Below are 12,432 nucleotides of genomic sequence, written 5' to 3'. Positions count from 1 at the left end.
TTTTGCAATGGTTTGGTTTCAGATGAAAGCTGTTTTCAGTTTTTTAGCAGTGAATTACTGGTATTGGGGGGCAATATCGGGATATTGTACAGAAAAAATTCTACGCAGTATTTATTGATATAGAATGTTAAAAAAATCTTGCAAAATATATAAGGGGGGGGGTATACTTCTTAAAGAGACTATCTTTTTGGGGAATTGTATATAGTCTGCTGTAAGTGTATTAAAATTAAATAGTGTGAAGGAGGAATTATGGACAAGTGTAGAATGAAAAGAAACTTGTTGATGCTGATAGCTGTGTTCATTATGGCAGCGCTTATGATACCTGTGAGTGTGTCTGCAGCAGGAACGGTAAGCGTTTCAATAGGAGGAGTGGAACTCTCTGATGGGGAAAATCTTGTCGGAGATGGGACGGCCTTATTGGATAAAGCTAATAAGACGCTTACTCTTAAAAATGTATCCTTGGAAAAGCAGGTGAGCATTGAAAAAGCTGACGGGGAATTTAATATCACAATTGAAGGCAGTTGTTTCGTAGGAAGTGAAAAGCTTCCGATTGAGGGGACTGCTATTTGGGGGGATAATTCTGTATCAGCGCTGAATATTGATATCAATGAGGGCGCTGTACTTTCTCTTTATTCTAAAGGAGGTAATAGTGTATATGCTTCTGGCGGTGATTTGAATATTTCGGGACCGGGAAAACTGGTGGCAGAGTCAGTATCAGGACAGAATGGGGCGTTTCCTCCTGTATGTGCGAGCAATGATATTTTTCTGAAAGGCGGTTTGAATGCGCATCTTGTTTCTGATTGGCATGGGATATATACTGGTGGAGGAGACATATATGTTGAAGATTCAGCGGTAGATATTGATGCAGAAGGCGCGGGAATATTTTCTCAGTCAGATCCATCATCTATAGTCCTGAAAAACAGTAAGCTGAATATTGATGTGTATACAGAGGCGGCAGTATTTTGCGAATCAGGAAGTATTATTGTAGACAATACTAAAATGGATGTAAGCAGCAGTCTTGAAAAATTCCCTCTTGATCCTGACGATCCGGATTCTGATTCTGATTATGTAGGATATGTTTTGTATAGCGGGAGTGATATTACAATAAAAGGAGCTGACACAGAAATAAAAGGAAAGACGGGCCTGGGGATTTCCGCTGATGGCGGCAAAGTCAGCATTGAAGGCGGTAACATAGATATGGAGACTATGGATGTATCTATTTTGGGATGGGACGGAATAGATATCACAGGCGGAATTGTTAACCTTTATTCTGAAACGCAGAGCGCAATTCTGGCTCGTAGCGGAGCGCTTACTATTACAGGAAATGGCACAAAAATTACAGCAGCCTCCAATAATAAAGATATTGCAACTATACGTAATTTTTCAGATGGAGGAATTCATCTTGACGCCGATGTAACTGCTGAAAATAAAGCTGGCGGAAGACCTTTTGAAGGAGTTAAAAAAGACCTCTCTGTAGCTATAACAATGGGTGATGGATTCAGTGCTGTTGGACTGAAAGTTTATACGACAGAAAAAGGTCATTCCTATTTCATCAAGGCGGATTCAGAGACAAATGAGCCTGTCACAGGCTCAGTAGAAGTTTGCGGACATGTATGGAAAGAACCTATATGGGCATGGGGGAATGATAATTCCTCTGCATCAGCAACATTTATATGCGAAAAAGATGCTGATCATAAAGAATCGGTAGTAGCTCAGATAATCAGCCAAACTACTGAAGCAACTTTTGATAAAGACGGAAAAATCATATATACTGCAACAGTAGATTTTGAAGGTAAACAGTATACTGATGAAAAAGTTCAGGTTATTCCTGCGCTGGGAACCGGAGGAGAAACAGTGCAGCCGGAAAAAGACGATGAAAGTGCAGCAACAGGAGATGGCAGCAATATGGTTCTTTGGGCGGTATTGCTTTTGGCAGCGGGAACGACAGGAACAGTAGTTTATAATAGACGCAAGAATGCGTAATTATCTTATGAGAAACCGGTGAAAGATTTTTGCTTCAAGGTATTCTGAGAGTAGATAGTTTAAGTGATAAGGAAGATCTGCAGCAGTTTAAAAAAACTGTTTCGGATCTTTTTTCATATACAAAAAAGATTTGTTATCAGAAAACCTTTTGAGATATGAGAAAGATTTCATAGCGATTTGCAGGTATATGGGAAAATCAGGGATTTGTATCTTTTCTTTTTTAGTTATGCAATCTTATTGAGGTCTTTTTTTCGCAAAGCAAAAAATAATGAAGCGTTATGGTGTAAACAAAAGGATTGCTCCTGTCAAAAAAGAAACACAACGATACGTGTGCGTGTAAAAGACCATATAAACATTGAAAATACAAGATTTTTAATGAACAAAAAACATAAAAAACTTTTCTTAAAACTATTGCATAAATTTGAATAATGTTATATACTACAAAGGCTTGTGTAAGGCGATGAGGTGGGAAGTTACCTTGCTATAGGAGAATTTTCACTGAGAATTGTCCCCACAAAAGATGGGGGCGAAGGGATTCGCTGATTTTTTGTTTTGTGTAAAATATAGGGAACACACGAAACCGTGTACGAAGCAAGCGAAACCACTGTGCACGCGCTGAGAACCGCCGAAACTGCGGCTTCGGGAGGAACTCGTAAGTGGGAAAATCAAGTTTTAAAGAACCCCTTGTACGAGCATAGCGAAAACAGTACAAAAAATTTAGGAGGAAAGAAATGAGCGAATTACAAAAAATCAGAATTAAGCTTAAAGCTTATGATCACGCACTTCTTGATCAGTCTGCAGCTAAAATTGTTGAGACTGCCAAGAAAACAGGCGCCGAAGTCTCCGGCCCTATTCCGCTTCCTACAGAGAAGGAAGTGGTTACTATTTTGAGAGCTGTTCACAAATATAAGGATTCAAGAGAACAGTTCGAACAGAGAACACATAAGAGACTGATCGACATTACAAGTGCTACGGCAAGAACAACAGACGCGTTGACTAAACTGGATCTGCCGGCAGGTGTCGATATCGAAATCAAGCTCTAACAGACAAGAGCGATGTTAAATAAAAAGCGAAGGGAACTCCCTTAGTATGAGCAGACCTTAAGAATTGTGGTGAAAACCGCAGGGCTTGCGCAGTAGCTTTCAGCCAAATCAGAGATTTGGGAAAGACTTGCAGCAGACCTGCCGCGATTTTCAGGACAAATCGGGCTAGGGCTTGCTCCGCTGTAAGAAATGATTGTGCCTGAGTTCCGGAGGCGGGACGAAAGGACAAGGAGGAGGAAAAATAAACCATGAAAACAATTTTAGGTAAAAAGATGGGCATGACTCAGATCTTTACCGAGCATGGTACAGTAGTACCTGTAACGGTAGTAGAAGCTGGTCCTATGACGGTAACACAGATAAAGACTGTCGAGACTGATGGATACAATGCGGTACAGTTCGGTTATGAAGATGCAAAACCGCAGAGAGTCAATAAGCCTATGACAGGACATTTCGACAAAAATGAAATTGCTCCTAAGAAACATTTGGCAGAGTTCAGACCCGAAGAAGGTGAGACTTATGAAATCGGTCAGCAGATAACAGTTGCAGATTTTGAAGCCGGAAAGAAGCTGGATGTAACAGGAACTTCAAAGGGTAAAGGAACTCAGGGTAATATTAAAAGACACGGACACCACAGAGGTCCTATGAGTCACGGCTCAAAGCACAAGAGACTTGCCGGAGCTCTGGCAGCCGGTACTTATCCTTCAAGAGTATTTAAGGGTAACGCAGGTCCGGGAAGAATGGGTCGCGAAACAGTGACTGTTCAGAACGTTGAACTGGTAAAAGTTATAGAAGAGCAGAACCTTATGCTGATAAAGGGCGCGGTTCCCGGAAATAAAGGCGGAATCGTTCGTATCCAGTATGCAGTTAAAGGTCAGAACAAATAGATGACTTCAGGAAGGAGGAAGTAAGATGTCAAAAGTGACAATGCTAAACATGGCAGGTCAGGAAGCCGGACAGATCGAATTAAAAGATGAGATATTCGGCATCGAACCAAACCAGAATGCAGTTCATGCAGTAATAAAAAACATTTTAGCCAACAGAAGACAGGGAACACAGTCTGCTAAAACCAGAGCTGAAGTCAGAGGAGGAGGCAGAAAGCCTTTCAGACAGAAAGGTACAGGCCGACACAGACAGGGAAGCACGACAGACCCTTCACAGATAGGAGGAGGTGTGGTATTTGCACCGAAGCCAAGAAGCTACAGATACACATTGCCTAAGAAGTTAAGAAGGCTGGCGATGTTGTCGGCGCTTTCTTCAAAAGCTGCTGAAAATGAGCTTATCGTTATGGACGAGATTAAGTTCGATCAGCCTAAGACAAAGGAAATGATAAAAATGCTGGAAAACGTAAAAGCCGGCAAAAAGGCATTAATCGTAATGGCTGAAAAGGACGAAAACACAATAAGGTCCGCAGCCAACATCAAGGGAGTAAGAACAGCTCTTGTTACAACAATGAACGTATATGACATTATCAATCATACGAACTTCATCGTAACAAAAGAAGCCGTAAAAAAGATTGAGGAGGTGTACTCATAATGAAAACGCCTTACGATGTAATAATAAAGCCTGTTATTTCTGAAAAAAGTATGGAAGATGCGCAGGTTAAAAAATACACATTCAAGGTTGCAGTAGACGCTAACAAGACAGAAGTCAAGAATGCGGTTGAAGAGATTTTTGATGTGGAAGTCGCTAAAGTGAATATCATGAACGTTGTAGGAAAACAGAAGAGAATGGGAAGATACGTAGGTATGACCGCGGCCAGCAAGAAAGCGATCGTAACTCTTACAGAAAAAAGTAAGGAAATCGAATTCTTCCAGAGTCTGTAATATAGGAGGTAGGAAACGATGGGAATTAAAAAATACAATCCGACCAGTCCTGGTTTGAGAGGCATGACGGTTTCCACTTTCGAGGAAATCACTTGTGATAAACCGGAAAAGTCGCTTACAGTAACTCTTAAAAAGCACTCGGGAAGAAATTCAAGAGGTAAGATCACTGTAAGACACAGAGGCGGCGGATACAGACCTAAGTACAGAATAATAGATTTTAAGAGAAATAAAGACGGAATACCGGGAACTGTAGCCACTATAGAATATGATCCTAACAGAACAGCCAATATAGCTCTTATTAATTATGCGGATGGTGAAAAGAGATATATCATCGCTCCAAACAAGCTGACTGTAGGTTCGGTAATAGAGTCAGGCGCGGAAGCCGACATCAAGATCGGTAACGCTCTGCCGCTGGCAAACATCCCTGTGGGTACAGTGATACACAACGTTGAGCTTAAGCCGGGAAAAGGCGGACAGATGGTAAGATCTGCAGGAAACGGCGCGCAGCTCATGGCTAAAGAGGGAAATTTCGCACAGGTGAGACTGCCTTCCGGCGAAGTTAGAAAAGTAAGAATCGAATGCAGAGCCACTATCGGTGAAGTAGGCAATCTCGATCATCAGAATATCCAGATTGGTAAAGCCGGAAGAAAAAGACATATGGGCATAAGACCTACTGTCAGAGGTTCTGTAATGAACCCTAATGATCACCCACACGGCGGTGGTGAAGGTAGAGCAAGTATCGGTAGGGTAAGTCCTGTTACACCTTGGGGTAAACCTGCTCTCGGATATAAGACGAGAAAAAAGAAGAAAGATTCAAACAGATATATCGTAAAGGGTAGAAGAGAAAAATAGTAGGAAGGAGCATAAACAATGGGTAGATCACTTAAAAAGGGTCCTTTCGTAAACGCTAAGCTGCTTAAGGCGATAGAAGAGCTGAATGCGGCTAACGATAAGAAAGTAATCAAGACATGGTCAAGACCATCCACAATATTCCCGCAGATGGTGGGACACACGATCGCAGTGCATGATGGAAGAAAGCATGTCCCTGTATATATCACAGAAGACATGGTAGGTCACAGGCTGGGAGAATTTGCTCCTACAAGAACCTACAGAGGACACTCTGCGGATAAGAAAGTAGATTAAGAAAAGGAGATAATTGAGAATGGAAGCAAAAGCAATTGCAAAATATGTAAGAATGTCTCCTATCAAGCTTAAGCCTGTTACTGATCTGGTAAGAGGAAAAGATTTAAACGAGGCATTGAACATTTTGAAGTTCACTCCCGGAAAAGGAGCAGAAATAGTAGAGAAGGTTGTTAAATCAGCTGCTGCAAACGCAGATGTCAAAGAAATGAATACGGACAATCTTTATGTCGCTGAAGTTTATGCTAACCAGGGACCGACTATGAAAAGATGGAGAGCCGGATCACAAGGCAGAGCATCAATAATCTTGAAGAGAAGCAGTCATGTAGGCGTTACTCTTAAGGAAAAGAATTAAGATAGGAGGTTCGATTAATGGGTCAGAAAGTAAGTCCTCATGGACTGAGAGTAGGCGTAATAAAAGATTGGGATTCAAAATGGTATGCTGATAAGAATAAATTTGCAGATTACCTTGTTGAAGATAATAAAGTAAGAGAATTCGTAAAGAAAAAGCTGTATACTGCAGGAGTATCAAAGATTTTGCTTGAAAGAGCGGCAGAAAACAAATTAAAAGTAATTGTTCTTACAGCTAAGCCGGGCATGGTTATCGGAAGATCCGGAACAGGTATCGATGATCTTAAGGCAGAGCTTGAAAAGATGACTAAGAAAACGATTCTCATAGATATTAAAGAAGTAAGAAGAGCGGAATTAGACGCGCAGCTTACAGCTGAAAGCATTGCTCAGGCTCTTGAACGAAGAGTTTCATTCAGAAGAGCCATGAAGCAGGCTATCGGCAGAACTATGAAGGCCGGTGCTAAGGGAATCAAAGTTTTAGCGTCAGGAAGACTTGGCGGCGCAGAAATCGCAAGAAATGAAAAGTACAGCGAAGGTAACGTGCCACTTCATACACTGAGAGCTGACATCGACTATGGCTTCGCAGAAGCAGATACAACTTACGGCAAATTAGGCGTAAAGGTTTGGATAAACCACGGAGAAATTCTTGACAAAGGCCTTAAGAGCCCTGTTCCTGAAGAAAAGAAGGACAGAAGAGACGGCAAAAAGAGAGGCGACAGACGTCAGAGAAGAGATGGTGAAAGAAGACCTCGAAGAGATGACAGAAGAAATGAGAGAAATGAGATTCCTAAGGCTGTTAACCAGAGAGTAAGAAAGGTTAAGAAAGTTGAACCTGCAGAGGAGGCAGCTGCAGCTCAGGAAGCACAAGTTCAAGAAGCACAGACTACTGCTGAAGCACCTGCGTCAGCAGAAGCCAACGAATAGACATTAGTGAAAGGAGGACGTCGTCATGTTAATGCCAAAGCGCGTTAAACGTAGAAGAGTCCACAGAGGCAGAATGAAAGGCAAGGCTACAAAAGGCAATACTGTCACTTATGGTGATTATGGTCTTGCCGCAACGGAATGTGGATGGATAACTTCAAATCAGATAGAAGCAGCCAGAATAGCTATGACCAGATCTGTTAAGAGAGGTGGTAAGGTTTACATCAAAATCTTCCCTCATAAACCAGTGACTAAGAAACCTGCAGAAGTACGTATGGGTTCCGGTAAAGGTGCTCCTGAGTATTGGGTAGCAGTAGTAAAACCAGGCAGAGTTATGTTTGAGATCGAAGGTGTTACAGAGGATCAGGCAAGAGAAGCGATGAGACTTGCAGCACACAAACTGCCGGTTAAGTGTAAATTTGCCATCAAAGGCCAGGAATTAGCAAAGGGTGGTGAAGCATAATGGAATTGAAGAAAATCAGAGAAATGTCAGAAGCGGAACTGAATGCAGAGTTAACAAAGATGAAAAAAGATCTTTTTAATCTCAGATTCCAGCACGTTACAGGTCAGCTCGAAAATCCGATAAAAATGCGTGAAACAAAGAGAGATATCGCCAGAGTTAAGACCATTATCAGAGAAAAAGAACTTGCAAAGGCTCAAGGATAACGGAAAGGAGGATGTATTATGGCAGTTGAAAGAAACAGAAGAAAGACAAGAGTTGGCATGGTTGTAAGCGACAAGATGGATAAGACAATTGTCGTAGCCGTTGAAGACTTCGTAAGACATTCCCTTTACGGAAAGGCTGTAAAGAGAACTAAGAAGGTCAAGGCTCACGACGAGAACAATGAATGCCAGATCGGTGATAAAGTTAGAATTATGGAAACAAGACCTCTGTCCAAAGATAAGAGATGGAGACTTGTTAATATTGTTGAGAAAGTGAAGTAAAGGAGGCGCCTAACAATGATTCAGACTGAAACAAGATTAAAGGTTGCTGACAACTCCGGCGCTAAAGAACTTTTATGTATACGTATTTTAGGCGGAACAAGCCGTCAGTATGCCAATATCGGTGATGTGATCGTTTGCGCAGTGAAGGATGCGACACCGGGTGGAGTTGTAAAGAAAGGCGAAGTAGTCAGAGCCGTTGTTGTAAGAACGAAGCATGGTGCCAGAAGAGCAGACGGCAGCTATGTGAAGTTTGACCAGAATGCAGCAGTAATTATAAAGGAAGATTTACAACCGGTTGGAACCCGTATTTTCGGCCCTGTAGCAAGAGAGCTGAGAGAGAAGGGCTTCATGAAGATAGTGTCCTTGGCACCGGAAGTATTATAGGAGGTGTACGAGATGCGAATTAAGAAGGATGACACAGTAATCGTGCTTGCCGGTAAAGATAAAGGTACAATCGGTAAAGTATTGAAAGCTATGCCTAAAGAGGGCAAAGTAATAGTAGAAGGTGTTAATGTTCAGACAAAACATCAGAAGCAGACTCAGAAAGAAGCTGCTGAGATAAAGCATCAGGAAGGGCCGATTGATGTTTCGAACGTTATGTACTACGATACGAAAGCAAAACAGCCGAGCAGAGTCGGCTATAAAGCAGAAGACGGTAAGAAGGTCAGAATAGCTAAAAAGACCGGAGCCGTAATAGACTAAGAAAGGAGGAGACGATTTTGGCAAGATTAAAGGAATCTTATAAAAACGACGTGTTCCCGGCATTGATGGAACAGTTTAAATATGACAACGTAATGGAAGTACCTAAGCTTGAAAAGGTTACTATCAACATGGGACTTGGTGAAGCTAAGGAAAACGCCAAGATATTGGAGAGTGCCGTTGAGGAGATCAGTCTGATAGCAGGCCAGAGACCTGTGGTAACAAGGGCGAGAAAGTCTATCGCAAACTTTAAAGTAAGACAGGGAATGCCTGTAGGCGCCAAAGTTACTTTAAGAGGCGAAAACATGTATACCTTCATCGACAAGCTTTTCAACATCGCTCTTCCGAGAGTAAGAGACTTCAAAGGAGTAAGCAAGAATTCATTTGACGGAAGAGGAAATTACTCAATGGGTATCAAGGAACAGCTGATATTCCCTGAGATCAACTATGATAAGGTTGATACCATAAAAGGAATGAACATCGTATTCACTACAACGGCTGATACTGATGAAGAAGCAGCAGCATTGCTGGCAGGACTTGGTTTGCCGTTTGAAAAGTAAAGAAATTACCATTGATAACGGAGTTGCCGTGAGGTAAATTTCTTTGAAATTTCCTCGACTACGCTCGAAAATTATAATAGGAGGGAAAGAATGGCTAAAACATCTCTCAAAGTGAAGCAGCAGAGAAAACCTAAGTTTTCAACACGTGCGTATTCAAGATGCAGAATATGCGGAAGACCACATTCAGTGCTGAGAAAATATGGTATTTGCCGTATTTGCTTCAGAGAGCTTGCTTATAAGGGTGAGATCCCTGGTGTTAAAAAGGCAAGCTGGTAAAAATATAAGTTAAAACTACTATCCGTAAAGTTGCGGTTTACGAGACGTCGTTGGTCGCCACGCGCTGAAGCGCTGCGACATATGACGGCGCACATTCCATCACTCTGCTCTTAGGAGCAATCGTGAGGACAAGTGCTGCAATACTAACGGAGGAAGGAGAACAGAATAATGACAATGACAGATCCTATTGCAGATATGCTGACGAGAATCAGGAATGCAAATACTGCAGGTCATAAGACAGTTGATATCCCGGCGTCAAAGATGAAGAAGGCAATAGCTGGGATATTGAAGGAAGAAGGATATATCGAGGATTTTGCTGTAGCTGAAGATAATAAGCAGGGTGTTATAACAGTTACAATGAAGTATGGTCCTAATAAAGAAAAGGTTATAAGCGGAATAAGAAAGATTTCAAAGCCGGGTCTTAAGTCATATGCTAAGGCTAATGAAATCCCAAGAGTTTTAGGAGGCTTAGGCATCGCAGTAATCTCCACTTCAAAGGGTGTTATCAGCGATAAAGAAGCAAGAAAACTTGGAATCGGCGGAGAAGTAATTTGTTATGTATGGTAGGAGGAAATAAAAATGTCAAGAATAGGTAAAAAACCCATCAATCTTCCTGCCGGCGTAGAGGTCAAAGTAGACGATAAAAATGTCGTTACGGTGAAAGGCCCTAAAGGCGAATTGCAGGAAAAGGTCAGCGAATTATTAACTATAGAAAATAAAGACAATGTAGTTACAGTATCAAGAACAGGTGACGATGCTGAGAGAAGAGCTCAGCACGGTCTGGCAAGAGCCCTTATAAGCAATATGGTGATCGGCGTTACTGAAGGTTATGAAAAGAAACTTCAGCTTGTGGGCGTTGGTTATAAAGCTGAGAAAAAGGGAAAGAAGCTGGTTATGAATCTCGGTTACTCACATCCTGTAGAGATGGAGGATCCTGACGGGATCACAACAGAGGCGCCGGATGCTACAACTATTATCGTTAAAGGTATAGACAAAGCGAAGGTCGGAAACTATGCTGCGAATATCAGAGCTTGGAGAATACCTGAACCTTACAAAGCTAAAGGTATCAGATACGAAGACGAATATATCCGCAGAAAAGAAGGTAAGACCGGGGCTTCATCATAAAGAAAGGAGTAAAATAAAATGGCTAAAGAAAGCAGAAATGATAAGCGTGTCGCCAGACATCAGAGAATTAGAAAAAACGTTTATGGAACTCCTGAGAAGCCTAGACTTTGCGTTTTCAGAAGTAGTAAGAATATTTCCGTTCAGGTTATCGACGATGTAAACGGAGTTACACTTGCTTCAGCATCGACTGTCGACAAGGAATTAAAGTCCGCAATCGGATACGGCGGTAACAAAGATGCTGCAAAAGCAGTAGGAGAAGCTATTGCAAAGAGAGCACTTGCTAAAGGTATAGAAGAAGTTACCTTTGACAGAGGCGGATTCCTTTATCACGGAAGAGTTAAGGAACTGGCTGACGGTGCTCGTGAAGCAGGTTTGAAGTTCTAACAGGAGGTAAGTTGAATGCGAAATACTATAGATGTATCAAAGCTGGACTTAAACGAAACTATCGTAAGCATAAGACGTGTTGCCAAAACCGTTAAGGGCGGAAGAAACATGCGATTCAGTGTTACAGTAGTAGTAGGTGACGGAGACGGACACGTAGGAGTTGGTCTCGGTAAGGCTCAGGAGATTCCTGAAGCAGTAAGGAAAGCTACAGAAGATGCAAAGAAGAACATTATATCGGTTTCTACAGTAGGAACTACGATTCCTCACAGAAATCTTGGTATTTTCGGCGCTGGAAAAGTGCTGCTGATGCCGGCTGCTCCGGGTACCGGAGTAATTGCGGGTTCATCGGTTCGTACTGTTTTAGAAGCGGCGGGTATTAAGGATATAAGAGCTAAGTCCATCGGCTCCAATAATACCGGAAACATGGCTTATGCAACATTAGTCGGACTTAAGAGCCTTATGACTTTGGAAGAAGTCGCAGCTAAAAGAGGAAAGACTAAGGAAGAGATTTTAGGATAGAGGGAGGAAGAAACAATGGCAAAGATGATTAAGATCACATTGACAAAAAGTGTTATTGGCGCTTCCCCAAAGCAGAAAAAAGTTGTAGAAGCGTTGGGACTTAAGAAGATGCACCAGTCAGTAGAACTTGTTGACTCCCCTGTAACAAGAGGAGCGATAAACAAAGTACCGCATCTTTTGACTGTAGAAGAACTATAGGATAGGAGGTGACGGATAGAATGAAACTTCATGAATTAAAAGCTGTTCCTGGTGCTACTAAGGCACCTAAGAGAAAAGGCCGTGGTACAGCGACAGGTCAGGGAACTACTGCCGGAAGAGGTATGAACGGACAGAACTCAAGAAGCGGAGGCGGTGTAAGACCTGGCTTTGAAGGCGGACAGATGCCTCTTTACAGAAGAATTCCAAAGAGAGGATTTACTAATATCTGGAGAACAGAATACACTGCTTTGAACGTTGAGGATCTCAATAGATTTGATGCGGGAACGGTAATCACACCGCAGCTTCTGGCAGAAGCCGGCATAGTTAAGCAGGTTAAAGACGGAATAAAGATTTTAGGAAATGGAACTATCGAGAAGAACTTTACTGTTCAGGCTCATAAGTTCAGCAAGACTGCAGTAGAGAAAATAGAAGCTGCCGGAGGAAAGGCAGAGGTGATCTAATGGA

General features: G+C 42.0%; 22 protein-coding genes. All 22 read left to right on the top strand.

The annotated features are described in order from the left end of the window. Positions 1-249 precede the first annotated feature (249 nt). The 22 genes from H8692_RS02765 (at position 250) to rplO (ending at position 12,428) form a co-directional block, all read left to right on the top strand. A complete protein-coding gene (locus H8692_RS02765) occupies positions 250-1,983 on the top strand; it encodes a hypothetical protein (RefSeq protein WP_177267716.1) in 1,734 nt (577 codons plus the stop codon). 731 nt (positions 1,984-2,714) lie between these two features. Then, a complete protein-coding gene (gene rpsJ, locus H8692_RS02760) occupies positions 2,715-3,026 on the top strand; it encodes a 30S ribosomal protein S10 (protein ID WP_177267715.1) in 312 nt (103 codons plus the stop codon). Positions 3,027-3,274: 248 nt separating this feature from the next. Continuing rightward, positions 3,275-3,910 carry a 50S ribosomal protein L3 gene (rplC, locus tag H8692_RS02755; RefSeq protein ID WP_177267714.1) on the top strand — a complete coding sequence of 212 codons (636 nt, stop codon included), beginning with the start codon at positions 3,275-3,277 and terminating at the stop codon, positions 3,908-3,910. Positions 3,911-3,935: 25 nt separating this feature from the next. Next, positions 3,936-4,559, top strand: a complete 624-nt coding sequence (gene rplD / locus H8692_RS02750; RefSeq protein ID WP_187524941.1) for a 50S ribosomal protein L4 — start codon at positions 3,936-3,938, stop codon at positions 4,557-4,559. Beyond that, complete coding sequence (gene rplW / locus H8692_RS02745; RefSeq protein ID WP_177267712.1) at positions 4,559-4,849, top strand: 50S ribosomal protein L23; 291 nt, start codon at positions 4,559-4,561, stop codon at positions 4,847-4,849. The genes rplD and rplW overlap by 1 nt, the downstream gene beginning before the upstream one ends. Positions 4,850-4,867: 18 nt before the next feature. Then, positions 4,868-5,701: a 50S ribosomal protein L2 gene (gene rplB / locus H8692_RS02740; RefSeq protein WP_177267711.1), complete on the top strand. Its 834-nt coding sequence runs from the start codon at positions 4,868-4,870 to the stop codon at positions 5,699-5,701. A gap of 18 nt (positions 5,702-5,719) precedes the next feature. Further along, positions 5,720-5,992: a 30S ribosomal protein S19 gene (gene rpsS / locus H8692_RS02735; protein ID WP_177267710.1), complete on the top strand. Its 273-nt coding sequence runs from the start codon at positions 5,720-5,722 to the stop codon at positions 5,990-5,992. Between the two features lie 19 nt (positions 5,993-6,011). Next, complete coding sequence (gene rplV / locus H8692_RS02730; RefSeq protein ID WP_147592666.1) at positions 6,012-6,344, top strand: 50S ribosomal protein L22; 333 nt, start codon at positions 6,012-6,014, stop codon at positions 6,342-6,344. 17 nt (positions 6,345-6,361) lie between these two features. Continuing rightward, on the top strand, positions 6,362-7,264 hold the full coding sequence (gene rpsC, locus H8692_RS02725; RefSeq protein ID WP_177267709.1) for a 30S ribosomal protein S3: 903 nt from the start codon (positions 6,362-6,364) through the stop codon (positions 7,262-7,264). Positions 7,265-7,289: 25 nt separating this feature from the next. Continuing rightward, entirely contained in the window at positions 7,290-7,724 is a 435-nt protein-coding gene (gene rplP, locus H8692_RS02720; RefSeq protein WP_177267708.1) for a 50S ribosomal protein L16, read from the top strand. Next, complete coding sequence (gene rpmC, locus H8692_RS02715; protein ID WP_177267707.1) at positions 7,724-7,927, top strand: 50S ribosomal protein L29; 204 nt, start codon at positions 7,724-7,726, stop codon at positions 7,925-7,927. The genes rplP and rpmC overlap by 1 nt, the downstream gene beginning before the upstream one ends. Positions 7,928-7,945: 18 nt before the next feature. After that, positions 7,946-8,206 carry a 30S ribosomal protein S17 gene (rpsQ, locus tag H8692_RS02710; protein WP_177267706.1) on the top strand — a complete coding sequence of 87 codons (261 nt, stop codon included), beginning with the start codon at positions 7,946-7,948 and terminating at the stop codon, positions 8,204-8,206. 15 nt (positions 8,207-8,221) lie between these two features. Then, positions 8,222-8,590, top strand: a complete 369-nt coding sequence (rplN, locus tag H8692_RS02705; protein ID WP_177267705.1) for a 50S ribosomal protein L14 — start codon at positions 8,222-8,224, stop codon at positions 8,588-8,590. Between the two features lie 12 nt (positions 8,591-8,602). Beyond that, a complete protein-coding gene (gene rplX, locus H8692_RS02700; RefSeq protein WP_177267704.1) occupies positions 8,603-8,908 on the top strand; it encodes a 50S ribosomal protein L24 in 306 nt (101 codons plus the stop codon). Positions 8,909-8,922: 14 nt separating this feature from the next. Next, positions 8,923-9,465, top strand: a complete 543-nt coding sequence (rplE, locus tag H8692_RS02695) for a 50S ribosomal protein L5 (protein WP_346727744.1) — start codon at positions 8,923-8,925, stop codon at positions 9,463-9,465. A 90-nt stretch (positions 9,466-9,555) separates the two neighbouring features. After that, positions 9,556-9,741, top strand: a complete 186-nt coding sequence (locus H8692_RS02690) for a type Z 30S ribosomal protein S14 (protein ID WP_177267702.1) — start codon at positions 9,556-9,558, stop codon at positions 9,739-9,741. A gap of 168 nt (positions 9,742-9,909) precedes the next feature. Next, on the top strand, positions 9,910-10,308 hold the full coding sequence (gene rpsH, locus H8692_RS02685) for a 30S ribosomal protein S8 (RefSeq protein ID WP_177267701.1): 399 nt from the start codon (positions 9,910-9,912) through the stop codon (positions 10,306-10,308). A 12-nt stretch (positions 10,309-10,320) separates the two neighbouring features. Further along, positions 10,321-10,866, top strand: coding sequence for a 50S ribosomal protein L6 (rplF, locus tag H8692_RS02680; RefSeq protein ID WP_177267700.1), 546 nt, complete (start codon positions 10,321-10,323; stop codon positions 10,864-10,866). Positions 10,867-10,884: 18 nt separating this feature from the next. Further along, positions 10,885-11,250 carry a 50S ribosomal protein L18 gene (gene rplR / locus H8692_RS02675; RefSeq protein WP_187524940.1) on the top strand — a complete coding sequence of 122 codons (366 nt, stop codon included), beginning with the start codon at positions 10,885-10,887 and terminating at the stop codon, positions 11,248-11,250. A gap of 15 nt (positions 11,251-11,265) precedes the next feature. Further along, positions 11,266-11,769 carry a 30S ribosomal protein S5 gene (gene rpsE, locus H8692_RS02670; RefSeq protein WP_177267698.1) on the top strand — a complete coding sequence of 168 codons (504 nt, stop codon included), beginning with the start codon at positions 11,266-11,268 and terminating at the stop codon, positions 11,767-11,769. Positions 11,770-11,784: 15 nt separating this feature from the next. Beyond that, a complete protein-coding gene (gene rpmD, locus H8692_RS02665) occupies positions 11,785-11,967 on the top strand; it encodes a 50S ribosomal protein L30 (RefSeq protein WP_177267697.1) in 183 nt (60 codons plus the stop codon). Between the two features lie 20 nt (positions 11,968-11,987). After that, positions 11,988-12,428, top strand: a complete 441-nt coding sequence (rplO, locus tag H8692_RS02660; RefSeq protein ID WP_177267696.1) for a 50S ribosomal protein L15 — start codon at positions 11,988-11,990, stop codon at positions 12,426-12,428. Positions 12,429-12,432: the final 4 nt, after the last annotated feature.

Source organism: Lentihominibacter hominis (assembly GCF_014385065.1).
GTDB lineage: Bacteria > Bacillota > Clostridia > Peptostreptococcales > Anaerovoracaceae > Lentihominibacter > Lentihominibacter hominis.
This window is presented reverse-complemented; position numbering and strand designations above follow the sequence as displayed.

What these genes read in the sequence shown, in the direction of transcription:
- H8692_RS02765 (WP_177267716.1), top strand. Translation starts at nt 250, where the DNA reads ATGGACAAGTGTAGAATGAAAAGAAACTTGTTGATGCTGATAGCTGTG.
- rpsJ (WP_177267715.1), top strand. Translation starts at nt 2,715, where the DNA reads ATGAGCGAATTACAAAAAATCAGAATTAAGCTTAAAGCTTATGATCAC.
- rplC (WP_177267714.1), top strand. Translation starts at nt 3,275, where the DNA reads ATGAAAACAATTTTAGGTAAAAAGATGGGCATGACTCAGATCTTTACC.
- rplD (WP_187524941.1), top strand. Translation starts at nt 3,936, where the DNA reads ATGTCAAAAGTGACAATGCTAAACATGGCAGGTCAGGAAGCCGGACAG.
- rplW (WP_177267712.1), top strand. Translation starts at nt 4,559, where the DNA reads ATGAAAACGCCTTACGATGTAATAATAAAGCCTGTTATTTCTGAAAAA.
- rplB (WP_177267711.1), top strand. Translation starts at nt 4,868, where the DNA reads ATGGGAATTAAAAAATACAATCCGACCAGTCCTGGTTTGAGAGGCATG.
- rpsS (WP_177267710.1), top strand. Translation starts at nt 5,720, where the DNA reads ATGGGTAGATCACTTAAAAAGGGTCCTTTCGTAAACGCTAAGCTGCTT.
- rplV (WP_147592666.1), top strand. Translation starts at nt 6,012, where the DNA reads ATGGAAGCAAAAGCAATTGCAAAATATGTAAGAATGTCTCCTATCAAG.
- rpsC (WP_177267709.1), top strand. Translation starts at nt 6,362, where the DNA reads ATGGGTCAGAAAGTAAGTCCTCATGGACTGAGAGTAGGCGTAATAAAA.
- rplP (WP_177267708.1), top strand. Translation starts at nt 7,290, where the DNA reads ATGTTAATGCCAAAGCGCGTTAAACGTAGAAGAGTCCACAGAGGCAGA.
- rpmC (WP_177267707.1), top strand. Translation starts at nt 7,724, where the DNA reads ATGGAATTGAAGAAAATCAGAGAAATGTCAGAAGCGGAACTGAATGCA.
- rpsQ (WP_177267706.1), top strand. Translation starts at nt 7,946, where the DNA reads ATGGCAGTTGAAAGAAACAGAAGAAAGACAAGAGTTGGCATGGTTGTA.
- rplN (WP_177267705.1), top strand. Translation starts at nt 8,222, where the DNA reads ATGATTCAGACTGAAACAAGATTAAAGGTTGCTGACAACTCCGGCGCT.
- rplX (WP_177267704.1), top strand. Translation starts at nt 8,603, where the DNA reads ATGCGAATTAAGAAGGATGACACAGTAATCGTGCTTGCCGGTAAAGAT.
- H8692_RS02690 (WP_177267702.1), top strand. Translation starts at nt 9,556, where the DNA reads ATGGCTAAAACATCTCTCAAAGTGAAGCAGCAGAGAAAACCTAAGTTT.
- rpsH (WP_177267701.1), top strand. Translation starts at nt 9,910, where the DNA reads ATGACAATGACAGATCCTATTGCAGATATGCTGACGAGAATCAGGAAT.
- rplF (WP_177267700.1), top strand. Translation starts at nt 10,321, where the DNA reads ATGTCAAGAATAGGTAAAAAACCCATCAATCTTCCTGCCGGCGTAGAG.
- rplR (WP_187524940.1), top strand. Translation starts at nt 10,885, where the DNA reads ATGGCTAAAGAAAGCAGAAATGATAAGCGTGTCGCCAGACATCAGAGA.
- rpsE (WP_177267698.1), top strand. Translation starts at nt 11,266, where the DNA reads ATGCGAAATACTATAGATGTATCAAAGCTGGACTTAAACGAAACTATC.
- rpmD (WP_177267697.1), top strand. Translation starts at nt 11,785, where the DNA reads ATGGCAAAGATGATTAAGATCACATTGACAAAAAGTGTTATTGGCGCT.
- rplO (WP_177267696.1), top strand. Translation starts at nt 11,988, where the DNA reads ATGAAACTTCATGAATTAAAAGCTGTTCCTGGTGCTACTAAGGCACCT.